We start from the raw sequence: 23,488 nt of genomic DNA, 5'->3' as shown, positions 1-23,488 counted from the left end.
TTTTCTCGTGTGCCCGACGATCTCGAAAGATGAGATGGGAATACCCCAGGGGGGTATGGTGTAGTAGTATTCATGGAGTACCCCAAGGGGGTATAGGACGAAGGAGAAGAGAATGACCACCACTGAGTTCCAGGTGACCGGCATGACCTGCGGGCACTGCGAGATGTCCGTGCGTGAAGAGGTGGCGAAGGTCGCCGGCGTCGACGGCATCCAGGTCTCCGCCGCATCCGGCCAGCTCGTCGTGACCTCTGACACCCCCGTCGATGCCGCGGCCGTGATCGCCGCCGTCGACGAGGCCGGCTACCAGGCCGTCACCGCCTGACCACCCTGCATCGAATCTGAACCACACCGTCGAGGAGCATCATGAGCACCGCAGAGCAGTCCCGTATCGATCTCGAGATCGGCGGAATGACCTGCGCCTCGTGTGCCATGCGCATCGAGAAGAAGCTCAACAAGCTCGACGGCGTCACCGCGACGGTGAACTACGCCACCGAGAAGGCGCAGGTCACCGTCGCGGGCGACATCGACCCGGCCGTGCTCATCACCACGGTCGAAGACGCGGGGTACACCGCGGCCCTGCCCACCCCGCCCGCGCCTGCCGAGGCCGCGGCTGAAGCGGATGCCGAAGACCCAGAACTGCGCAGCCTTCGCCAGCGTCTCATCGGCGCGGTCGTGCTGTCGGTGCCCGTCATCCTGCTCGCCATGATCCCGCCGCTGCAGTTCACCTACTGGCAGTGGCTGTCGCTGACGCTGGCCGCGCCTGTGATCGTGTGGGCCGGCTGGCCGTTCCACCGCGCCGCCTGGGTGAACCTGCGGCACGGCGCGGCCACGATGGACACCCTGATCAGCCTCGGCACGACGGCCGCCTTCCTCTGGTCGCTGTACGCCCTGTTCTTCGGCACCGCCGGGCACCCCGGCATGACGCACGGCTTCGAGTGGACGATCGCACCCAGTGATGGCGCGGGCAACATCTATCTCGAGGTCGCCGCCGGCGTGACGATGTTCGTGCTCGCCGGACGCTACTTCGAGAAGCGCGCGAAGCGTCGCGCGGGTGCCGCCCTGCGGGCGCTGCTCGAACTCGGCGCGAAGGATGTCGCCGTGCTGCGCGGCGGCGTGGAGACCCGGATCTCGACAGAGGAGCTGCGCGTCGGCGACGAGTTCGTCGTGCGCCCTGGCGAGAAGATCGCCACGGATGGTGTCGTCACGTCCGGCGCATCGGCGGTGGACCGCTCGATGATCACCGGGGAGTCGGTGCCGGTCGAAGTGACCGTGGGGGATGCCGTCACCGGCGCCACCGTGAACGCCGGCGGGCGCCTCGTCGTGCGCGCCACCCGCGTGGGCGCCGACACCCAGCTCGCGCAGATGGCCCGAATGGTCGAAGAGGCGCAGACCGGCAAAGCTGAGGTGCAGCGCCTGGCCGACCGGATCTCGGGCATCTTCGTGCCGATCGTGCTGGTGATCGCCGTGGCCACGCTGACCACCTGGCTGGTGCTCGGCTTCTCGACGGCGGCGGCCTTCACGGCCGCGGTCGCCGTGCTCATCATCGCGTGCCCCTGCGCGCTCGGGCTGGCGACGCCGACCGCGCTGCTGGTCGGCACCGGCCGCGGGGCGCAGTTGGGCATCCTCATCAAGGGCCCGGAGGTGCTGGAGTCGACCCGCCGCGTCGACACCGTCGTGCTCGACAAGACCGGCACCGTGACCGAGGGCCGCATGAGCGTCGTCGACGTGGTCGTCGAGGAGGGGACGGATGCTGCGGAGCTGGTGCGCCTCGCCGGTGCCACCGAACATGCCTCGGAGCATCCGATCGCTCGCGCGATCGCCGCGTTCGGCCGTGTGGTCCCTGAGCTTGTCGAAGGGCCCTCGGCCCAAGCGCCCTGGGTCCCTGACGCTTCGACAGGCTCAGCGGCCCAAGGCTGGGTCCCTGTCGAAGGGTTCCAGAACATCGAGGGCCGCGGCGTCACCGGCATCGTCGACGGGCATGCCGTGCTCGTCGGCCGCCACTCGCTGCTCGAAGACTGGTCGATTCACCCCTCACCGGCCCTGCTCGCCGCGAAGGCGGCAGCGGAGTCGGCGGGGCAGACCGCCGTGCTCGTCGCCTGGGATGGCGCATCTCGCGGGCTCATCGTCGTGGCCGATCAGGTCAAGGCGACGAGTGCCGAGGCCGTGGCATCCTTCCGCGCCCTGGGGCTGACTCCGGTGCTGCTCACCGGTGACAACGAGGCGGCGGCGCGCCATATCGCCGCGCAGGTCGGCATCGACGAGGTCATCGCCGAGGTGCTGCCCGCCGAGAAGGTCGCTGTCGTGCATCGTCTGCAGGCCGAGGGTCGTGTGGTCGCGATGGTCGGTGACGGCGTCAACGACGCGCCCGCCCTAGCGCAGGCCGACCTGGGCATGGCGATGGGCACGGGAACGGATGCCGCCATCGAGGCATCCGACATCACCCTCGTCCGGGGCGACCTGCGGGCGGCATCCGATGCCATCCGTCTCTCGCGCCGTACGCTCGGCACCATCAAGGGAAACCTGTTCTGGGCCTTCGCCTACAACACCGCCGCGATCCCGCTGGCGGCGCTGGGCCTGCTCAATCCGATGATCGCCGGCGCGGCGATGGCGTTCTCGAGCGTCTTCGTCGTCGGCAACAGCCTGCGGCTGCGCCGCTTCCGCTCGCAGATCCTGGAGGAAACTCATGTCTGATCCGCACGCACATCACGACCATGCCGAGCACGACATGCACACCGGGCACGATATGGCAGGGATGCCGGCGATGGACCACTCGGGTCACGGCGGCCATGCGGGCCACGGCGATCATGTCGGGCAGTTCCGCCGGCTGTTCTGGATCAACCTGATCCTCGCCGTGCCGGTCGTCGCCTTCTCGAGCATGTTCGCCATGCTCATCGGCTACACGATCCCCGACTTCCCCGGTGCGCGGTGGATTGCACCGGTGCTCGGCACGGTGATGTACGTGTGGGGCGGGCGCCCGTTCCTCACCGGGGCGGTGTCTGAGTTCAAGGCCCGCAAGCCGGGCATGATGATGCTCATCGCCCTGGCGATCACGGTGGCGTTCCTCGCCTCGTGGGGCGCGAGTCTCGGGCTACTGCATCACGAGCTCGAGTTCTGGTGGGAGCTCGCCCTGCTGATCGTGATCATGCTGCTCGGCCACTGGATCGAGATGCGCTCCCTCGCCCAGACGACCTCGGCTCTCGACTCGCTCGCGGCCCTGCTGCCCGACGAGGCCGAGCGTGTCGACGGCGACACCATCACGAAGGTCGCTCCGACCGACCTGCGAGTGGGCGATGTCGTGATCGTGCGTCCCGGTGGCAGTGTTCCCGCCGACGGCCGCATCGTCGATGGCCGCGCCGACATGGACGAGTCCATGCTGACCGGTGAATCCCGCACGGTCGCGCGCACGGTCGGCGACTCGGTCACCGCCGGCACGGTGGCGACCGATTCCGGTCTGCGTGTCGAGGTCACCGCGATCGGCGATGACACCGCGCTCGCCGGCATCCGCAAGCTCGTCGCCGACGCGCAGGCGTCCAGCTCGCACGCGCAGCGCTTGGCCGACCGTGCCGCCGCATGGCTGTTCTGGTTCGCGCTCGGGGCCGCCGTGATCACGGCGATCGTCTGGACTGCCGTGGGCGACCCGGATGCCGCCGTGGTGCGCACCATCACCGTGCTCGTCATCGCCTGCCCGCACGCACTGGGTCTGGCCATTCCGCTGGTCGTGTCGATCGCGACCGAGCGCGCCGCGCGCGCCGGTGTGCTGGTGAAGGACCGCCTGGCGCTGGAGAGCATGCGCGACATCGACGCCGTGCTGTTCGACAAGACGGGCACGCTCACCAAGGGTGAGCCCACCGTGACCGGCATCGCGCCGGTGGACGGGTGGGATGCCGACGCCGTGCTGGCGCTCGCCGCCGCGGCAGAGGCCGACAGTGAGCATCCGCTGGCGCGGGCGATCGTGCGTGCGGCATCCGATCGCAGCTTCCCGGTCTCCCGGGCGACCGGCTTCACATCGTCGCCTGCCGTGGGCGTGACGGCCGAGGTCGACGGGCACCAGGTGCGCGTCGGTGGCCCGCACCTGCTCAGCGAGGTGGGCGCCGGCGAGGTGGCGGATGCCGAGGTCTGGCGCACCGAGGGCGCGATCATCCTGCACGTCGTGCGCGACGGGGTGGTGATCGGCGGTCTGAAGCTCGCCGATGAGATCCGGCCCGAGTCACGGCAGGCCGTCGAGGCGCTGCAGCGGCGCGGGGTCGAGGTCGTGATGATCACGGGGGATGCCGAGGCGGTGGCCTTGGCTGTGGCATCCGAACTGGGCATCCAGCGGGTGTTCGCGGGCGTGCGCCCGGAGGACAAGTCGGCGAAGGTGGCCGAGCTGCAGCGCGAGGGCAAGAAGGTCGCGATGGTCGGCGATGGCGTGAACGACGCCCCCGCGTTGGCGCAGGCCGACGTCGGCATCGCGATCGGCGCCGGCACGGATGTCGCGATCGCCTCGGCAGGGGTCATCCTCGCCTCGGACGACCCGCGTTCGGTGGTCTCGGTGATCGAGCTGTCGCAGGCGAGCTACCGCAAGATGAAGCAGAACCTGTGGTGGGCCGCCGGGTACAACCTCATCTCCGTGCCGCTCGCGGCCGGCGTGCTCGCGCCGATCGGATTCGTGCTGCCGATGTCGGTGGGCGCCGTGCTGATGTCACTGTCGACCGTCGTCGTCGCGCTGAACGCCCAGTCGCTGCGGCGTCTGGACCTCCGCCCCGACGTCGTCGTCCGCCACTGACGCTCCCCCTTCTTCCTCTTCTTTCGCCTACTTCGCCCCCTTCTACTTCTCCTCCTTCTCCTTCGCCGAGACCCCGTGTTCTCGCCGACACCCCCACCTGTGGGCGTCTGCAGCACGGGGTCTCGGCGGAAAAGCGGGGTCTCGGCGGCGGTGAGAGGGGTCAGGATGCTGCGACGCGCGGCCACTCCTCGGCGAGCAGGCCGTAGTTCAGCCCGTCCATCCACTCGCCTGAGCGGTGCAAGCCCGACTTGCGGCTGTCCTCTTCGCGGCGCATCCCGAGCTTCTCCATGAGGCGCCACGACGGTTCGTTGGCGGTGAAGCATCCGGCATGCACGCGGCGGAGGCCGAGGGCGCCGAAGCAGGTGTCGATCACCGCGCGCACTGCCTCGAACGCGTACCCCTGGCGGGTGTAGACGGGGTCGAGCGCCCAGCCGAGCTCGGCCTGCACGTTGGTGGCGGCATCGAGTACCTCGGCCTGGGCCCAGCCGTCCTCGATGTGGATCATGATGTCGCCGATGATGCGCAGCTCCGCTCCGCGCAGCTCGATCACGTACGTCATGGCGAGTCGGTCTGGTTCGGAGTACGTCGCGTGGAACGCGTCGCGGGTCGCCGGTGCGCGACCCAGCCACTCGTTCACCTCCGGCAGTTGCCGGTAGGCCCACACGGCGTCGAGGTCGTCCACGGCGCAGGGGCGCACGCGGAGGCGAGCGGTGTGGATCGGCCAGGCATCGGGCGAAGAGCTCATCAGCTCAGGGTAGGTCCGGCATCCGCCACTTTAGGGTAGGCCCGGCATCCGCCCCTCGCGCGCCCCCGCCCGTCCGGCGCGCGTCGCGCCTCCGCCCGCCTCCGCCCGCGCCGCGCTTCCGCCGTGCTCGCGCCCCCGACCCTGTCCCAAAATCTGCTGTTAAAGCACCGCCTTCACAGCAGAAATTGGGACATGCTCTGCGAAAAGTGGGACACGTACAGCGGAAAGTGGGACATGCTGGCCGGACCCACCTGGGCCACACGGGCCCACGCGAAGCGCAGGCCGCTGGGGTCAGCCGGCCTCGGGCGGACCCTGTGGGCGCTGGGCGCGGCGGCCTCCGGTGGAGCCGCCGTAGAGCGCGAGCGGCCGGCCTGCTCGCTCTTGGCCGGGCACGGGCCGGGACCGCCGGCCGTAGATGAGCTCCGACGAGTCGAGCAGCCACGGCACAAGGGTGATCGTCACCCCGTGCACCAGCATCAGCTGGTTGGCGATGCGGCGGGCGCGGCGGTTGTGCAGGAACGACTCCCACCAGTGCCCCACGATGTACTGCGGCAGGTAGACCGTCACGACGCTCGGGCCGTGCTTAGCGCGGTACTGCTTGATGAACTGCTCGACCGGCTGCGCGAACGTGCGGTACGGAGAGTCGACGATCACCAGCGGCACGGGAATGTTGTGCTGCGCCCAAAGCTTCTGCAGCTCCTCGCCGTCCTGCGGGGTGAGGGCGATGTGCAGGGCGATCGTCTTGTCGTGGTTGGCCGCGATGGCGTAGTCGAGGGCCTTGATGACCGGCTTCTGCAGCTTGCTGACGAGCACGATGGCGACGTCGCCCTCTGAGCCGAAGTGGGTGGTGTCGTCGATCGTGATCTCGTGCTCGACGTCGCGGTAGTACCGCTTGATGCCCATCATCAGCACGGCGAGGATCGGGATGGCGAAGAACACCATCCACGCGCCGTGCGTGAACTTGGTGATGGTCACGATCAGCAGCACAGTCACGGTGAGGGTGGCGCCGCAGGTGTTGATCGCCAGGCCGATGTGGGCCGAGCGGCGCTGCGCGGCGACCTCATCGAGCGGGCGGTGGCGGGTCTCACGCAGCAGCCGCTTCCAGTGCCTGACCATGCCGATCTGCCCCAGCGAGAACGACACGAACACGCCGATGATGTACAGCTGGATGAGCGTGGTGAGGTTCGCCTGGAAGATCACGAGCACGACCACTGCGGCGATGCCGAGCAGGATCATGCCGTTCGAGAAGACGAGCCGGTCGCCGCGGGTGTTCAGCGCCTTCGGTGCGTAGCCGTCGCGCGAGAGCACGGCGCCGAGCAGCGGGAAGCCGTTGAAGGCGGTGTTCGCGGCGAGCAGCAGCACGCAGGCGGTGGCCGCCTGGATGATGAAGAACGGGATGCTGCCGGCGCCGAACGTCGCCGCGGCGACCTGTGCCATGAGGCTCGGCTGCGGCTTGGTGCAGTCGAAGCCGATGAGGTGGCAGGGGTTCTCGGCGTAGTGCACGCCCGAGATCAGGGCGAGCGCGGTGAGGCCGACGAACAGCAGGGCGGCGATCGTGCCCATCAACGCGAGGGTGGTCTGGGCGTTGCGGATCTTCGGCGCGCGGAAGGCCGGCACACCGTTGGAGACGGCCTCGACGCCGGTGAGGGCGGAGCATCCGCTCGAGAATGCGCGCAGCACCAGCAGGATCACGGCCGCCTGGGTCAGGCTCTCGGCGTGCACGGCGAACTCCGCGCTGGAGGCGACGGGCGGGTCACCGAGGAAGGTGCGGATGAGCCCGGTCGCGATCATCACGGCGACGGAGCCGATGAACAGGTAGGTGGGGATCGCGAACACGGTGGATGCTTCGCGCACCCCGCGCAGGTTGACGATGACGATGAGGATGACGAAGCCGACGGCGATCTCGACGCGGGCCGGGTTCAACTCGGGGACCGCAGAGATGATGTTGTCGACACCGGAGGCGATCGACACCGACACCGTGAGCACGTAGTCGACGAGGAGGGCGGCCGCGACGATCACACCGGGGATCTCGCCGAGGTTCTTCGATGCCACCTCGTAGTCGCCACCGCCGGAGGGGTATGCCTTGATCAGCTGCCGGTAGCTGAGCACGACGACCACGAGCAGCACGACGACCGCCGCCGCCACCCACGGCGCGAACGACAGAAACGCGAGCCCGCCGATGAGCAGGATCATCAGCAGCTCCTGCGGGGCGTAGGCCACAGAGCTCAGTGCGTCGGATGCGAAGATCGGCAGCGCCATGCGCTTGGGGAGCAGCTGCTCGTCCACCTGCTGTGAGGTCAGCGGGTCACCGATGATGATGCGCTTCGCCAGCTGCGGAGCGTCTGAAGCCTCACGGCCTTCGTATGTCACGACCGTGGACATTACGCCTGTGGGTGGGCGCACGCCAATACCGTATTCCCGACACTCCGGATTGTGTGTCGAATCGTGACTATTCGGGCGGCGTTCTCACGCCCCTTCGGCCCGCCCGACCTTCCAGTAGCCCATGAACGCGACCGACTTGCGGTCGATGCCGAGGTCTCGCACGAGGTGACGGCGCAGGGCGGTGATGGTGCCCGCTTCACCCGCGAGCCACGCGTACTCGGTGGCATCCGCCTGCTCGGGCACCTCCCAGAGCACCTCGTCCTCGTCGGGCTCGGCGAGTTCCACCACAGGGGCCGCCGACGACGAACGCGCCCGCCCCCAGGCATGCACCGCGGCGCTCAACCGCACGCCATGCGGGGCGCTGCCGCGCGCCAGCCAGCGCACGGTCACCCCATCGGGGGCGGCGAGCGGCAGAGCATCCGCCTCGGTCGGCACCTCGATGCAGACCTCACCGGTGACGTGCGCAGGCAGCGTCTCGACGATGGAGCAGATCGCGGGGGCGGCGGTCTCGTCGCCGGCGATGAGCACCGACGTGGCGTCGCCCGGCTTCCATTCCAGACCGCCGGGGGCCTCGACCGAGCGTGCGTTCGGGCCGACGATGTAGAGCGGGTCGCCCGGTTGCGCGGCCGTCGCCCAGGCGGATGCCGGACCTTCGGTGCCGTGCAGCACGAAGTCGACGTCGATCTCGCGCGCCTCCGGCCGTACCGCCCGCACGGTGTACGTGCGGATCGGATTGCGCTTCTCATCGGGCAGTTCCCGCCAGCGCCGGTACCAGTCCATCATCCCCTGTGCCTCGTCAGCCTGCCCGACATCGGTGACCGATCCATCGTCGAACGGGATGATCAGCTTGATCCGCTGGTCGAGTCCATCGGTACCGAAGTGCTCGAGGTCATCGCCCGCGAAGGTGATGCGGGTGAAGTGGGGGCCGAGCACTTCACGGCGCGCCACGGTCGTGCGGAAGGTGCGATACGGGTGCTGGATCACCCTTCGAGTATAGGTTAGGCTCTCCTAACGTGATCTCCCCCGACACTCACGAGCCCGCCGCTGGCGAGCTGCACGGCGACGCGCTCGCCCTCAGCTACGGCCGCACCCGCGTCGTGCACGACGTGTCGCTGCACCTGCGCCCCGGCATCGTCACTGCCCTCATCGGGCCCAACGGCAGCGGCAAGTCCACGGCCCTTCGGGCCCTGGCCCGCCTGCACAAGATCGACAGCGGCAGCGTGCACATCGACGACGCTGCCGGCGCCCGTGACGCGGCATCCCTCTCGCCCAAGGAGTTCGCCCGCAGTGTCGCGATGCTCTCGCAGTCGCGTCCGCATCCCTCCGGCCTTGAGGTGCGCGACGTCGTCGCCTACGGCCGCCACCCGCACCGGGGACGCTTCTCCGGCCTGCGCGACGTCGACCGCGCCGCGATCGACCATGCCCTCGACCTGACCGGTCTGAGCAGCATGGCCCAGCGCCCCGTCGATGAGCTCTCCGGCGGCGAACTACAGCGCGTGTGGCTCGCCACCGCCCTCGCCCAGGGCACCGGCATCCTGCTGCTGGACGAGCCCACCAACCACCTCGACCTGCGCTACCAGGTCGAGACGCTCGATCTCATCTGCGATCTCGCCGACCGGGGCACGGCCGTCGGCGTCGTCCTGCACGACCTCGACCATGCGGCATCCATCGCCGACGAGGTCGTGCTCATGCACCGCGGCGTCGTGCACGCCGCCGGAACCCCGGCCGAGGTGCTCACCGCCGACAACCTCAGCGCGGTCTACGGCCTGCCGATCGAGACCACGACAGATGCCGAGACCGGGCGTGTGCGGGTCACCCCGCGCGGCCGCCACCACGACCGTGCCCGCCGCACCGACGCCGTCTCGGTCTGACACCCTCCCCCGCCCGGCATCCCGCGATGCCACCCCACCCCATGGAGAACACCCCGATGAACAAGCCCCTCGCCGCCCTCGCGACCCTGGGTGCCCTCGCCCTCGCGCTCACCGCCTGCGGCACCACCCAGCCGACCGCCGCCGAGACGGAGGCGCCCGCCGCCTCGTCGTCGACCAGCGCTGGCTGCGAGGCCGACACCACGACGACGTCGACCGGCCCGGTCGAGCTGACCGACGCGTTCGGTCGTGAGGTCACCCTCGACAAGCCGGCATCCAAGGTCGCCGTGCTCGAGTGGCAGCAGATCGAAGACGTTCTCTCGCTCTGCCTCACCCCCGTGGCCGTGGCGGATGCCGAGGGCTACCGCACGTGGGACACCGCCGAAGAGCTGCCCGAAGATGTCGAGAGCGTCGGCACCCGGCAGGAGCCGAACCTCGACGCCCTCTTCGCCACCGAACCTGACCTGGTCATCGTCGAGGCCTACACCCGCGACGACGCGATCATCTCCCAGCTCGAGAAGTACGGCGTGCCCGTGCTCGCGACCATCGGCGCCAACGCCGAAGACCCGATCGGCCAGATGGTCGATACCTTCGAGCTCATCGCTCAGGCCACCGGCCGGGAGGAGCGTGCCGAGGTCGTCGTGGACGAGTTCGAGCAGCACCTCGCGGATGCCAAGGCCGAGGTCGCCGACGCCAAGCCGGCCGTCACCGACTTCGTCTTCTTCGACGGCTGGGTCGACGGCGGCAACGTGTCGCTGCGTCCGTTCGGTCAGGGATCGCTGGTCGGCGAGCTCGGCGAGGAACTGGGCCTCACCAACGCCTGGACCGGCGAGGTCGACCCGGCCTACGGCCTCGGCCAGACCGACATCGAGGGCATGACCACGATCGGTGACGCCAACCTCTTCTACACCGGCACGTCCGACCCCGACTCCGAGAGCTTCGTCGACGCCGCCGCCAAGAACCCCGCCTGGGCATCCATCCCGGCCGTCGCCGAGGACCGCATCCAGGCCTTCCCCGCCGGCATCTGGACCTTCGGCGGCCCGCGCTCGGCCGAGCAGATCATCGACGCCTACGTCGGCGTGATGACCAAGTAAGCGTGATGACCAAGTAAGGACGATCACGAAAGTCTGATCCAGTGATGCAGGATGCCGGGCTCGCGCCCAGGGCGGATGCCCCACCCACGCCGGACCCTCGGATGACCCCCACGGGCTCGCGCGGGAACGACGCGCGGCGGGATGCGCCGCGCGCCACCCGCCTCGGGGGCACGGCCGCGGGTCTCGGCATCCTCCTCGCTCTCGTCGTCAGCCTCGTCCTCGTGGCCGGGTGGCATCTCACCCAGGGCACGAGCGGGGCGATCTTCGCCGACCCTGACGTGCTGTGGGGATCGCGCATCCCACGGCTCGCGGCCGGGGTCGCGGTGGGCATCGCCTTGGGCGTGGCTGGTGCGCTCATGCAGTCGCTGGCCCGTAACGCCCTCGCCTCGCCGGACACCCTGGGCGTGACCGCGGGTGCGTACCTGGCGGTCACGGCGGTGGCGGCGTTCGGCATCGCCGTGCCGATCTGGGCCTCTGGTCTCGTCGCCTTCGCGGGCGGGCTGGCCGCGGCCGTGATCGTGCTGGGGCTCGCCGGCGGAGCGGGCACTTCGACGACCCGCCTCGTGCTGGCCGGCACCGCCCTGGCGCTCGCGTTCCAGGCCGGCACCTCGGCGCTGCTCGTGCTCTTCTCCGAAGAGACCAAGGGACTGCTCGCGTGGGGCAGCGGCAGCCTGTCGCAGCTGGGGCTGGAGAGCTTTCTGCGGGCCGCTCCCGTCGTGCTCGTCGCGGTGGCGCTCGCCCTCGTGATGGCCCGCCGGTTCGACGTGCTCGCCCTCGGTGACGACACCGCCTCGTCGCTCGGGGTGCCGATCCGTTCCACGCGGGTCTTCGGCATCCTGCTCTCGGTGCTGCTCACCGCCACGGCGGTGACCCTCGCCGGCCCGATCGGCTTCGTCGGTCTGTGTGCGCCGGTGCTCGCGCGCCTGCTCGCGCGCATCGTGCCGGCGCTGGGTCGGCACCTGCTGCTCATTCCGGCGTCGGGCCTCATCGGTGCGATCGTCGTGATTCTCGCCGATGCGCTGCTGCGTGCGGTCATCGGGGCCGAAGGCGCGATCGCGGTGCCCACCGGGGTGGCGACCACAGTGCTCGGCGCGATCGTGCTCGTGGTGATGGCACGGCGCCTGCGCGACTCCGGCCCGACGCGTCGCCCGCCGAGCATCCGCTTCGGGGTGCGCAGTGACCGCCGCTTCTGGGTCGTGCTCGTCATCGGTGTCGTCGCGGTCGGTGCCGTGGTGATCGGCGGGATGCTGCTGGGCAGCACCCCGTTGCTCACCGGCGACATCCTGCTCTGGCTGCAGGGCGATGCGGCCCCGCGCATCGCCTTCGCCCTCGATGAGCGCACCCCGCGCGTGATCGCGGCGGTCACCGCCGGGGCGGCGCTCGCGCTCGCCGGCACCCTCACGCAGGCCGTCAGCCGCAACCCGCTCGCCGATCCCAGCCTGCTCGGCATCACCGGTGGCGCGGGGCTCGGTGCGGTGCTGGTGGTCACCAGCGCGACAGCATCGAACTTCGGGATGCTCGTCGCTGCCGTGGTCGGGGCCCTGCTGGCCTTCGTGCTCGTCTACGGACTGGCCTGGCGCGGCGGGCTGAGTGCCGACCGGTTCATCCTGATCGGCATCGGCGTCTCGTACGGCGCCACGGCGCTGACCACCTTCGTGCTGCTGCGCGCCAACCCGTGGGACACCCCCAAGATCTACACCTGGCTCTCGGGCACCACGTACGGCCGCATCTGGGAGCAGGTCGTGCCGCTGGCGATCGTGCTGCTGGTGGTGCTGCCGTTCGCGTTCCTGCACCGTCGCGACCTCGACATCCTGGCGATGGACGAGGACACCCCACGTCTCGTCGGCATCCGTCTTGAGCGCACCCGCCTGCTGCTGCTGGTCGCCGCTGCCATGCTGGCCGCTCTCAGCGTGGTCGCGGTGGGGGTGGTCGGGTTCGTCGGGCTCGTCGCCCCGCACGCCGCACGCGCCCTGGTCGGCTCTCGTCACACGCGTGTGATCCCGGTGGCGGTGCTGTTGGGTGCGGTGCTGGTGGGGGTGGCGGATGCCGTCGGCCGCACCATCATCGCCCCCACCCAGCTGCCCGCGGGCCTGCTGGTCGCCCTGCTCGGCGCCCCCTACTTCGTCTGGCTGCTGTGGCGGTCGCGCGACGCCTGACCCCGCCGTACCCATGTCCCACTTTCCGCCGGACATGTCCCACTTTCTGCAGAGCATGTCCCGATTCCTGCTGTTAAACCTGTGGTTTGACAGCAGATTTTGGGACATGGGTCGGTGGGCAGGAGGGATGCCAGAGGTCGGCGCTCTTGGGTGATCATAGGATTCGCATACCTCTGACATAGGCGACTCTTGTCCCCTCCTTATCGACTCTTCAGTTCGCGCTGCTCTGCTGTCACCATGGGCACCACCGCCCGCCGAGAGGACGACACCATGAGCACCGACACCGACCCGCGCTGGCTCGACGCCAACGGGGATCCGATCGACGAAGACCACCGCGGACTCGTCTACGACATCCGCACTCTCATCGATCGCCGGCGGGCGCTCGGCATCTTCGGCGGTATCGCGGCGACCACCCTGCTCGCCGCCTGCGCGCCGGCCACCTCGTCGTCCACGGCGACCGCGACGCCCACCGCGACGACCACCCCGACGACCGAGCCCACCACCGAGGCGACAACCGAGGCCACCGGACCCGTCGAAGAGGTGCCAGACGAGACCGCCGGCCCCTATCCCGGCGACGGATCCAACGGTGTGAATGTGCTCGACGATTCCGGCATCGTGCGCTCCGACATCCGCTCCAGCTTCGGCTCGTCTACCACCACCGCCGAGGGTGTGCCGCTCGAGATCGTGCTCACCGTGCGCGACGCAGCCACCGGCGCAGCCATGGTCGGCGCGGGCGTCTACCTCTGGCACTGCGACCGCGACGGCAACTACTCGCTCTACTCGCAGGCGGCGCAGAACGAGAACTATCTGCGTGGCGTGCAGGAGACCGACGACACCGGCACCGTGCGCTTCACCTCGATCTATCCCGCCTGCTACACGGGACGCTGGCCTCATATTCACTTTGAGGTATATGAAGATGTCGCAACCGCCGTCGCGACCGGGCCGATCGTCAAGACCTCGCAGATCGCCCTGCCCGCCGAGACCAATGCGAAGGTCTACGCCACGAGCGGTTACGAGCAGAGCGTGCGCACCTCATCGCAGGTGACGCTCACCAGCGACAACGTGTTCGGTGAGGATGGCGGCATCCTGCAGTTGGCGACGATGAGCGGCAGCGTGGATGCCGGGTATACCGCCGCCTTGACGATCGGAGTCTGATCGGCGCCACCATCAGCCGATTCTGAACCCCGAAGCGTAACGTCGATGCCATGACATCGGTGCCCGTCGACCCGGCCGCGATCGAGCAGGCCAGGGCGCTCCGCGATCAGTTCCAGCGGTTCCTGCGCGAGTACGAGTTCGGGATGCGTGAGGTCGAGACGAAGATCTCGATTCTGCGCGACGAGTTCACCCATAACCACGCATACAACCCGATCGAGCACGTGAAGAGTCGCGTCAAGTCACCGGACAGCATCGTCGAAAAGGTCGCCCGCAAGGGCATCGACGCCGACTTCGACGTGGTGCGGGCCGAGATCACCGACATCGCCGGGGTGCGGGTCACCTGCAGTTTCGTGAGCGACGTGTATCGCCTGTTCGACCTGCTCACCCAGCAGAACGACATCACCGTACGCGTCGTCAAGGACTACATCGCCGTGCCCAAGGAGAACGGATACCGCAGCCTGCACGCCATCGTCGAGGTGCCCGTCTTCCTGTCGACGGGCACGGTCGCGGTGCCCGTCGAGGTGCAGTTCCGAACGATCGCCATGGACTTCTGGGCGAGCCTCGAACACAAGATCCACTACAAGTTCGCCGGAGCGGTCCCGGCCGCGCTGGTGCAGAGTCTCACCGAGGCGGCCGAGACGGCCGGCGAGCTCGACCGCCGCATGGAGAGTCTGCACCGCGAGGTGCACGCCAGTAACGGTCGGGTGCTCGAAGTCTGACCCTCACCCCTCGGCGAGTGCCGAGTCGGCGGCCTCAAGCCGGTCGCGGAGCGCCGAGAACTCGACGGCTATCGGCCGCCGCCGACGGTGGCGACCACGACGTCGGGTGGGTTGCCACCGGCACGCGTGGGCTGAGCGTGCGCACCGGGGCCGAGCCTGCTCAGCCCAAGAACTCCCGGGCCGCCGTCGCCATGGCCGTCACGCCGACCTCGATCGTGGGGTGCAGCACCGGCGCGAAGAACGGCGAGTGGTTGGTGGGCACATCGCGGTCGACGGTGTCGCCGGCGACGGCCTCGGCGTACGCCGCCGGGTCGATGCCGCCCCAGAACCAGAACACCAGCGGAGCCCCGGCGTCGCGGGCGAACCACGAGACATCCTCGCTGCCGGCGTACAGCCCGGGGTCGACCACGGCGTGATCGCCGAACTCGGCCTTCATCGCGGTGATCATGCGCGCCGTGGCATCCACGTCGTTGATCGTCGCCGGCAGGCGGTGCAGCGTGCTGATCTCGGGTTCGCGCTCCGCGCCCGAGGCCATGGACTCGGCGCGAATCACCCGCTCCACCCGCTCGAGCACCTTCTCACGCAGCTTCTCGTCGGGGTAGCGCAGGCTCAGCTGCAGCGTCGCCTCGGCCGGGATGATGTTGTTCTTCGTGCCGGCGTGGAACGAGCCGACCGTCACCACCGCGAGATCGTGCGGGTCGACCTCGCGTGAGACCACCGTCTGCAGGCGCATCACCGTCGCCGCGCCCATCACGATCGGATCGATGGTCGAGTGCGGGCGCGAGCCGTGGCCGCCTCGGCCGTAGAGCACCACCTGGATGCCGTCGGATGCCGACATCTGCGGGCCCGGTCGCACGCCGATCGTGCCGGCGGGCAGGGGAGTGAGGTGCTGACCGAGCACGACATCGGGGCGCGGGACGCGCTCGAGCAGCCCGTCGTCGAGCATCGCGCGGGCGCCGGCGCCGAACTCCTCGGCGGGCTGGATGAGGACAACTGCGGTGCCCGACCACTCTTCGCGGTCGGTGACCAGTCGCTCGACGGCACCGATCATCGCGGTCACGTGCATATCGTGCCCGCACGCGTGCATGACGTGCACCGTCTTGCCCTCGGGGTCGATCCCGGTCGCGGTGGAGGCGTAGGCCAGACCGCTCTCCTCTTTCACGGGCAGGGCGTCCATGTCGGCGCGCAGCCACACCACTGGTCCGTCGCCGTTGCGCAGCACGGCGACGACGCCGGTGACGCCGACGCCCTCCTGCACCTCGAGGCCGAGATCACGCAGATGCGCGGCCGCGATACCGGCCGTGCGCGTCTCCTGGAAGGACAACTCGGGGTGCCGGTGCAGGTCGATGTAGAGGGCCTCGAGGTCGATGGTCATGCACCGAGCCTAGTCAGCCGACACGCCCGCCGTCGCCATGTGGCGGCGGTGGGCGACTGCGGGACGGAAACGATGGTCGGCAAGCGCCTTCCGACCTGCTTGGATGGGATTCGTGCGGATCACTGACGAATCCCGGTCGGCGGGCTACGGCGCCCTGCTCTGGCTGGCTCTGGCGACCTTCTCGATGGGCATCGACGGGTATGTGCTGGCGGGCTTGCTGCCCCAGATCGCCGGCGACCTGCAGGTGACCGAGGCCGCCGCCGGGCAGCTGGTGGCGATGTTCGCCCTGACCGGTGCGGTGGCCGGCCCCGTGCTCAGCGCGCTCACCGGCCGGTGGGAGCGCCGGTTCACGATCGCGGCCGCCCTGGCGGTGTTCATCATCGGCAACCTCATCGTCGGGCTCGCGCCCGATTACGCCTGGGCGATGTTCGGTCGGGTGTTCTCCGCCGTGGGCGGTTCACTGCTCAGCGCGGTCGTCAGCAGCTACGTCGTCGCCAAGGCCCCGCCGGAGCGCCGGGGCCGCGCCCTCTCGTTCGTGCTGGGCGGATGGCTCGCCGCCACCGCCCTCGGTGTGCCGCTGGGGCTGCTGCTCGGCCGCTCCGACTGGCGGGTGCCGCTCTTCCTCGTCGCCGGTGTGGGGACCGTCGCCCTCATCGGCATCCTGATCGGCGTGCCCCGCCTGCACCTGCCCGCCGTCTCCCTGCGCGAGACGCTGCGCCCGCTCGCCCGGCCCACCCTGATCGGCGGACTGCTGGTCGCGACGGGCATCATGACGGCGAGCTATCTCTGCTTCACCTACGCGACCCTCATCATCGGGCCGCGCGTCGAGGGAGCCGACGCCATGATCGCGGCGATGTTCGGCTACGGCGTCGTCAGCCTGATCGGCAACATCATCTCGGGCCGGGTCACCGACCGCTTCGCACCGGTTCGGGTGATCACCCTCATCATCTGCACGCTCATCGTCGTCGCCCTGCTCGGCACACTCGGCCTCGCCTTGCCCGGCCTCGCCGGCGCAATCGCCGCGGTCGCCTGGTTCCTCGCGACCGCCCTGTTCAACGGCGGATCGGGCGTGGCACTGCAATCGCGGCTGAGCCGCATGGCGCCCGAATCGGTCTCGCTCGTGCTCGCGCTCTACGGCAGCGCGATGGCGCTCGGGTCGGCGCTCGGCGGCATCCTCGGCGGCGCGCTGCTCACGGCCGGGCTGCCCGCAGATGGCCTGCTTCCGGCATCCGCCATCGTGCTCGGGGTGACGCTCGTGCTGCATCTCACCGTCGCCCGCGCGACCCGCGCCCCCGTCGTTACCGCCGCCTGACGCGCGCCCTGACCGCGCGCGGTGTGCAGAAACGCTGCTGAATCGCGCGATTCGGATGCGTTACTGCACACCGCGGCGAAAGCGGGGCGTCCCCAAGGCTTAGGCGCGGATGAACCAGGCGGCCGTGTCGGGCGGCAGGGCGGTGCCGGCGAACGGCTCGCTGCGCACGAGGAACTCCACACCCTCGCCGAGCTCGATCGGCTCGGTGCCGAGGTTCGCGACCACGTGCAGGTCGCCGCGGCGGAACGCCACCGCATTCGCTCCCGCGTCCTCCCACACGAGCGAGCCGTAGCCCAGCTCGCGCTCGTGGCGCAGCGCGATGAGGCGGCGGTACAGGTTGAGTGTGGAGTCCGGGTCGGATGCCTCGACGTCACGCGCCGACGCCGCCCATTCGTCGGGCTGCGGCAGCCAGGAGAGCCCGGTGTCGTTGAACCCGAAGGCCGGAGCATCCGCCGTCCAGGGGAGCGGAACGCGGCATCCGTCGCGGCCGTACCGCTCGCCGTTCGTGCGGAACCACGTCGGGTCCTGACGGAACTCGTCGGGGATCTCCATCGCCTCCGGCAGCCCCAGCTCCTCGCCCTGGTAGATGTAGGCGGAGCCGGGCAGTGCCAGCATGACGGTAGACGCCGCGCGACCGCGTGACAGACCGACCGCCGGGTCGGGCTTGCCGGCCGACTTCGGCCCGATGCCCTCACCCTGCGGGTTGTCGGCCGTGAGCGCCAGACGGCTCGCGTGGCGCACCACGTCGTGGTTCGAGAGCACCCAGGTGCTCGGCGCGCCCACGCCGCCGAAGGCGTCGAGCGAGTCGCGGATCACGGCGCGCAGGTCGGCGGCATCCCAGTGCGTCATCAGGTACGGGAAGTTGAACGTCTGGTGCATCTCGTCGGGACGCACCCACAGGGCGGTCTTCTCGAGCGTGGGCAGCCAGGCCTCGCCGGCGAGGGCGCGATCGCCGTCGTACTCGGCGAGCACCTCGTGCCAGTCGCGGTAGATCTCGTGCACGCCGTCCTGCCCCCAGTAGGGCACGTCGTCCTCGCCGCCACCCATCGAGTCGGCGTCGGTGGGGGGCATGTAGTCGGGCAGACCGTCGGCCTTGATCATGCCGTGGGCAACGTCGACGCGGAAACCATCGACGCCGCGGTCGAGCCAGAAGCGCAGGATGCTGCGGAACTCCTCACGCACCTCTTCGTTGGTCCAGTCGAAGTCGGGCTGGGTGGCGTCGAAGATGTGCAGGTACCACTGGCCCGGGGTGCCGTCGGCCTCGATCACGCGCTCCCACATGCCGCCGCCGAACACGCTCTCCCAGTTGTTCGGCGGGAGTTCGCCGTTCTCGCCCTTGCCGTCGCGGAAGATGTAGCGCGCGCGTTCGGGGCTGCCGGGCGCGGCCTTCAGCGCCTGCTGGAACCAGACGTGCTGGTCAGAGGAGTGGTTGGGCACGAGGTCGACGATGACGCGGATGCCGCGGGCGTGCGCCTGCGCGAGCAACTCGTCGAAGTCGGCGAGCGTGCCGAACAGTGGGTCGACGTCGCGGTAGTCGGTGACGTCGTAGCCGGCATCCTTCTGCGGGCTGGTCATGAACGGGCTCAGCCAGATGGCGTCGACACCGAGGTCTTTCAGGTCGTCGAGGCGGCTCGTGACGCCGGGCAGGTCGCCGATGCCGTCGCCCGAGGCGTCGGCGAAGGAGCGGGGGTAGATCTGGTAGATGACGGCGGTGCGCCACCACTCGGAACCGGGGGCTGCGAACTGTTCGAGCTGTGCCATGCGATCCACGCTAGCCGGAACGATCCTCCCCGTCGAATCGATTCGATGTTTCGGGAATGTCGGGCGCGGCGGCGCTCGTGCCCGCCTACCGGGGCGGGGTCAGGATGCCGGGAGCACCACGTTCACGGGCGGCTCGCCGGCCAGCATCCGATCGATCTGGGTGCGGATGAGCCGGGCGATGCGCGGGTTCATCGCCGTGGAGGCGCCGCCGACGTGCGGGCTGAGCAGCAGGTTCGGGGCGGTCCAGAGAGGATGCCCCGCCGGCAGCGGCTCTGGCTCGACGACGTCGAGAGCGGCGCGGATGCGGCCCGCGGTGAGCGCGGTCACCAGGGCGTCGGTGTCGACCAGGGGCCCGCGGCCGACGTTCACCAGCAGGGCGCCGGGGGCCAGGTGGCCCAGCATCTCGGCATCGAACAGGTGCTCGGTCTCGGCGCCGCCGGGCAGGCTGAGCACCACGATCTCGGCATCGGGCAGCAGCGCCGGCAGTTCGTCGACGGCGTGCACGGTCACGTCGCCGACCCCGTCGATCCGCTCGGTGCGCGCGGTGCGCGCCACGGCCGACAGCTCGACCTCGAACGGTGCCAGGCGTCGGGCGATCGCCGTGCCAACTCCGCCGAAGCCGACCAGCAACACCCGCCGGTCGGCCAGGCTCGTGGCGAACACCGGCGACCACTCGCCGCGCTCCTGCGCCAGCACGAATCGCGGCAGCTGCCGCTGCGCCGCGAGCATCAGCGCCACGGCGAGTTCGGCCGTCGAGGTCTCGTGCACGCTCGCCGCGTTCGCGAAGGGGATGCCGGCGGGCAGCTTCTGCGCCACGCCGTCGTAGCCGATCGACTGCCCCTGCACGAGCCCGACATCCACGCCTTCGAGGGCGCTCAGCGCCGAGGTGCCACCCATGTAGGGCGGCACGACGATGTCGAGCCGGCCGGCCGGCGGCGGTGTCTTCAGATCCCAGATCGTCAGCGTGACACCCTCGGGCAGGGGGCCCAGATTCTCGGCCAGGCGGGCAGTGGGGACGGTGATGTGCAGGCTCACCCTTCGACACTATCCCCGCGGCTCGCAGACGGCTCTGGTTCGCGCGCTCGCACTGCTCCACTGACCGGAATACCGGGGAGTATCCTGACGGCAGACCCGACCAAGGAGAAGACATGGTTCCCGAGATCAACTATTGGGCAGTGCTGCTGGCGATGCTTTCGAGCATGGTCGTGGGAACCGTCTGGTACTCCCCGAAGGTGTTCGGCACCCGCTGGTCGAAGCTGGCGAAGGTCGACATGGACAAGCCGGCTTCTGCCGCCGTCATGCCGATCATCACCACCGTGATCGTCAGCTTCATCACCGCCTGGGTGCTCGCGGGTGCGGCATCCATCGCCTGGCACTTCTACGGTGGCTCTTACTTCGTCAGCGCCACCGTCACGGCCGTCGCCCTGTGGGCCGGCTTCACCGCCGCACGCTTCATCACGCACGACGCCTTCGAGGGGCGTCCCACCAACCTCACCGTGATGAACATCGCGCACGAGCTCGTCACCGTCGTCGTGATGGCGATCATCATCGGCGTCTGGCCGCCCGCGCTCGGCTGAGCCGGCCTTCCCCCCCCTCTCACTCCCGTCCGCCGAGACCCCGTGTTGTCGTCCACACCCCGAGGTATGGACGACAATGACGCGGGGTCTCGGCGCTAAGACGGGGTCTCGGCGTCGGGGCGTCGACGCGGAGACAGCAAGCGCCCGCAGACGCGAGTCAGGCCCGCCCCCGCTGAGGGGGACGGGCCTGAACTCTGAGATCACTCTGCGGGGTTGGTGACCGAGATGGTCATCGTGCCGCCGGTGTTCTGCTCGGTCACGGTGATGGTCACACCGTGACCGGCCACCAGCACGCCGCCGAGCTTGTTGGCGTCGCTGTAGTAGGCGTCCTCGACGGAGTCGTCGAAGGTCGCCTGCTGCGTGCCAGGGGTCGAGCTCGCCGTCAGCGTCTGCACGGTCGCCTTCTTGCCCTTGCCGACCAGCACCTGCTTGTGCAGGCTCACCTCGTCGAGCGGGTTCGTGCCGAACGCCGCGTCGAAGGGCTGGCGACGGTTGCTGGGCATCGAGCCGTCCTCGTACACGATCGGCTCGGCGTTGGCGTCGACCGGCAGGGCGAGGCCGTGACCGAGGTGTTCGATCGTGTTGTTGTCGGTGTAGGCCTCATCGACCGCCCACACGAGCATGCCGTCCTGGAACGGGAAGTGCTCCACCCAGTCCGGACGCGTGATGCCCTCGCTGAACTGGTACGGCCCCACCTCGAGGGTCGCGTCGTAGTCGACGTACGTGCGGTTCTCGGCCAGGTAGTAGCGGTCACCCGTCGAGGTGCCGGTACCCGTGCTGATCTCGAATCCGCCCGCGGCGACCCAGCCGTTGGCGCCGCCCTCGACGTTGTCGCTGAGCAGCGTGGTGCCGCCGCTCTTGACGACGATGTCGTCGAGGAAGGCCCCCGCCAGGTGCACCCCGCCGTCGGTCTGGTACCGGAACCGGAACTGCGTGTCGGCGTTGCCACCGGGGATCGTGTAGCGCAGGGTCTTCCAGCGGTCGCGCGAGGTGTCGCTGATCGGCTTTCCGACCTGCATCCACGTGTCGCCACCGTCGACGGAGTACTCCGCGTAGAAGTAGTCGTACCCGGCCTCGATGTCGTACCAGGCCTTCGCCGTGACCGTCGCCGACTTCACCGCGCTGAGATCCAGCGTGCGGGTGAGCGTCGTGTTCAGGTCGTCGGCGCTGGAGGTCCACCAGGCGTGGCCGCCAGCGGGGTCGACGTAGTGCTTCTCGATCGTGGCATCCGGCACATCCACCACGACCGCCTGCTCCTGGCCGTCGACCTGACGGGCAGCAGGGCTGAGGGTGTACTCGCCGTTCTGACCCGGGCTCACCACGGCGTAGTCGAGCCAGCCGAGCTGCAGCTTCTCCCACGGGCCCATGTAGTTCGGGGTGGTGCCGATGTCTTCCTGGCCGTCGCCGAGCCACGAGCCGCTCGACATCAGCGTCCAGAACCCGGTCGAGTTCTCGCCGCCCGCGGTGTCGTACAGGTCGGGCAGGCCGAGGTCGTGCGCGTACTCATGGGCGAAGACGCCCAGGCCGCCGTTCTCCGGCTCGACCGTGTAGTCGCCGATCCAGATGCCGGTGTCACCGATCTGCGTGCCGCCGAACTGCGCGCCCTCGGGGCCGGCGACGCCGAAGTCGGTCGAGTTGACGTACCAGCGGTGCGACCAGATGGCATCCTCGCCCTGCGCGCCGCCGCCGGCATCCTCACCCTCGCCCGCGTGCACGGCCTGGAAGTGATCGATGTAGCCGTCGGGCTCGTCGAAGTCGCCATCGTTGTCGTGGTCGTAGCGGTCCCAGACGTCGAAGGTCGCCAGCTCCTCCTTGATCTGGGCGAGCGTGCGACCGGCCGCGATCTGCGCGTCGTACCAGGCCGTCGCCGAATCGGCGATGAACGCCCACGAGCCGCCGGTGTCCTCGACGGTGTTGTCGCCGTAGGTCGAGGCGTTGCCCGGCACCTGGACCCACTCGCTGACCTCACCGTCGACGGTGTACGCGCCGGAAGACTGCTTCTCGTAGAAGTCGGCGAACGACTGGCCGCTGCCGAAGAACAGCTCGCGGTAGTAGTCGGGGTTGAAGTCGGCCTGCCAGTGCGTGCTGTTGTTCACGCTCCGGTCGGGCTGGGGAATCTCGTTGTGCAGCGGGCCGGGCACAGTGCCGAGCTTTCCGCTGCCCTGGTCGCCGAACTCGGCGAGGATCGTGAAGAGCCGGCCCGTGCCGCTCACCGTCGCCTGGTAGTACTTGTCGCCGTCGTCGTTCAGGGCGACGACGCCGTCTTCATTCGGTGAGGCCTTGCCCGAGAGGATCAGCTCCTGGGCCACCTTGCGACGCTCGTTCTGTCGATCGGTGAGGGGGCCGGGGTGGTCGTCCTGACGCTGGGCGGATGATCCGCCGGAGTCGTCAGCCGGTGGGGCCGCCAGTGCGGGTGGCATCATCACGGCGCCGGCGACGATCGTCGCCCCTGCGGTGGATGCGGCGAGGATGCCGCGGGTACGTCGTTTCACGTTCACTCCTATGTGCGCTGGCCCGGGATCGCCGGGCACGACGTCGCCAAGCTACCACCCGGTGACGCGCGGAGAAACGGGTTGTGA

The 23,488-nt window shown here is 69.5% G+C and carries 17 protein-coding genes; 10 read left to right on the top strand and 7 right to left on the bottom strand.

The window, feature by feature from the left end:
- The first annotated feature begins 112 nt into the window (after positions 1–112).
- Genes WDU93_RS07145 through WDU93_RS07135 form a run of 3 tightly spaced genes read left to right on the top strand, consistent with a single transcriptional unit; the run spans position 113 to position 4,765 of the window.
- Positions 113–322 (top strand): heavy-metal-associated domain-containing protein, encoded by a 210-nt coding sequence (locus WDU93_RS07145; RefSeq protein WP_337319025.1) that lies wholly within the window; start codon positions 113–115, stop codon positions 320–322.
- A 41-nt stretch (positions 323–363) separates the two neighbouring features.
- The gene (locus WDU93_RS07140) at positions 364–2,691 is read left to right on the top strand and encodes a heavy metal translocating P-type ATPase (protein ID WP_337319023.1); all 2,328 of its coding nucleotides are present in this window, start codon (positions 364–366) and stop codon (positions 2,689–2,691) included.
- Complete coding sequence (locus WDU93_RS07135; RefSeq protein WP_337319021.1) at positions 2,684–4,765, top strand: heavy metal translocating P-type ATPase; 2,082 nt, start codon at positions 2,684–2,686, stop codon at positions 4,763–4,765. Before WDU93_RS07140 ends, WDU93_RS07135 begins: the two co-directional genes overlap by 8 nt.
- 160 nt (positions 4,766–4,925) lie before the next feature.
- Here the strand turns inward: WDU93_RS07135 and WDU93_RS07130 are convergent, their stop codons facing one another.
- From WDU93_RS07130 to WDU93_RS07120, 3 genes are all read right to left on the bottom strand, one after another.
- Positions 4,926–5,510 (bottom strand): GNAT family N-acetyltransferase, encoded by a 585-nt coding sequence (locus WDU93_RS07130; RefSeq protein ID WP_337319019.1) that lies wholly within the window; start codon positions 5,508–5,510, stop codon positions 4,926–4,928.
- A gap of 291 nt (positions 5,511–5,801) precedes the next feature.
- The gene (locus tag WDU93_RS07125) at positions 5,802–7,892 is read right to left on the bottom strand and encodes an APC family permease (protein WP_337319016.1); all 2,091 of its coding nucleotides are present in this window, start codon (positions 7,890–7,892) and stop codon (positions 5,802–5,804) included.
- Between the two features lie 84 nt (positions 7,893–7,976).
- Positions 7,977–8,876 (bottom strand): siderophore-interacting protein, encoded by a 900-nt coding sequence (locus tag WDU93_RS07120; RefSeq protein WP_337319015.1) that lies wholly within the window; start codon positions 8,874–8,876, stop codon positions 7,977–7,979.
- A 29-nt stretch (positions 8,877–8,905) separates the two neighbouring features.
- On the opposite strand from WDU93_RS07120, the gene WDU93_RS07115 reads away from it, so the two are divergent.
- From WDU93_RS07115 to WDU93_RS07095, 5 genes are all read left to right on the top strand, one after another.
- Positions 8,906–9,763 carry an ABC transporter ATP-binding protein gene (locus WDU93_RS07115; RefSeq protein WP_337319013.1) on the top strand — a complete coding sequence of 286 codons (858 nt, stop codon included), beginning with the start codon at positions 8,906–8,908 and terminating at the stop codon, positions 9,761–9,763.
- A 56-nt stretch (positions 9,764–9,819) separates the two neighbouring features.
- Positions 9,820–10,854 (top strand): iron-siderophore ABC transporter substrate-binding protein, encoded by a 1,035-nt coding sequence (locus tag WDU93_RS07110; protein WP_337319011.1) that lies wholly within the window; start codon positions 9,820–9,822, stop codon positions 10,852–10,854.
- A gap of 101 nt (positions 10,855–10,955) precedes the next feature.
- Positions 10,956–13,010: an iron ABC transporter permease gene (locus tag WDU93_RS07105; protein ID WP_337319009.1), complete on the top strand. Its 2,055-nt coding sequence runs from the start codon at positions 10,956–10,958 to the stop codon at positions 13,008–13,010.
- 270 nt (positions 13,011–13,280) lie between these two features.
- Entirely contained in the window at positions 13,281–14,165 is an 885-nt protein-coding gene (locus tag WDU93_RS07100; RefSeq protein ID WP_420064048.1) for an intradiol ring-cleavage dioxygenase, read from the top strand.
- Between the two features lie 50 nt (positions 14,166–14,215).
- Positions 14,216–14,884, top strand: coding sequence for a GTP pyrophosphokinase (locus tag WDU93_RS07095; protein WP_337319005.1), 669 nt, complete (start codon positions 14,216–14,218; stop codon positions 14,882–14,884).
- A 160-nt stretch (positions 14,885–15,044) separates the two neighbouring features.
- Here the strand turns inward: WDU93_RS07095 and WDU93_RS07090 are convergent, their stop codons facing one another.
- On the bottom strand, positions 15,045–16,259 hold the full coding sequence (locus tag WDU93_RS07090) for an amidohydrolase (RefSeq protein ID WP_337319003.1): 1,215 nt from the start codon (positions 16,257–16,259) through the stop codon (positions 15,045–15,047).
- 112 nt (positions 16,260–16,371) lie between these two features.
- Here WDU93_RS07090 and WDU93_RS07085 point away from each other — a divergent pair, with 112 nt between their 5' ends.
- Positions 16,372–17,571: an MFS transporter gene (locus WDU93_RS07085; RefSeq protein WP_337319001.1), complete on the top strand. Its 1,200-nt coding sequence runs from the start codon at positions 16,372–16,374 to the stop codon at positions 17,569–17,571.
- 99 nt (positions 17,572–17,670) lie between these two features.
- Here WDU93_RS07085 and WDU93_RS07080 read toward each other — a convergent pair whose 3' ends face one another.
- Positions 17,671–19,332 carry a glycoside hydrolase family 13 protein gene (locus WDU93_RS07080; protein ID WP_337318999.1) on the bottom strand — a complete coding sequence of 554 codons (1,662 nt, stop codon included), beginning with the start codon at positions 19,330–19,332 and terminating at the stop codon, positions 17,671–17,673.
- A 99-nt stretch (positions 19,333–19,431) separates the two neighbouring features.
- The gene (locus WDU93_RS07075; RefSeq protein ID WP_337318997.1) at positions 19,432–20,367 is read right to left on the bottom strand and encodes a 2-hydroxyacid dehydrogenase; all 936 of its coding nucleotides are present in this window, start codon (positions 20,365–20,367) and stop codon (positions 19,432–19,434) included.
- A gap of 113 nt (positions 20,368–20,480) precedes the next feature.
- Here WDU93_RS07075 and WDU93_RS07070 point away from each other — a divergent pair, with 113 nt between their 5' ends.
- Positions 20,481–20,909, top strand: coding sequence for a DUF1761 domain-containing protein (locus tag WDU93_RS07070; RefSeq protein ID WP_337318995.1), 429 nt, complete (start codon positions 20,481–20,483; stop codon positions 20,907–20,909).
- Positions 20,910–21,109: 200 nt separating this feature from the next.
- Here the strand turns inward: WDU93_RS07070 and WDU93_RS07065 are convergent, their stop codons facing one another.
- Positions 21,110–23,401, bottom strand: coding sequence for an immune inhibitor A domain-containing protein (locus tag WDU93_RS07065; protein ID WP_337318993.1), 2,292 nt, complete (start codon positions 23,399–23,401; stop codon positions 21,110–21,112).
- Positions 23,402–23,488 lie beyond the last annotated feature (87 nt).

This window comes from Microbacterium istanbulense, assembly GCF_037204145.1.
Taxonomy (GTDB): domain Bacteria; phylum Actinomycetota; class Actinomycetes; order Actinomycetales; family Microbacteriaceae; genus Microbacterium; species Microbacterium istanbulense.
The sequence above is the reverse complement of the archived record's forward strand: the minus strand, read 5'-3'. Positions and strand labels throughout refer to the sequence as shown.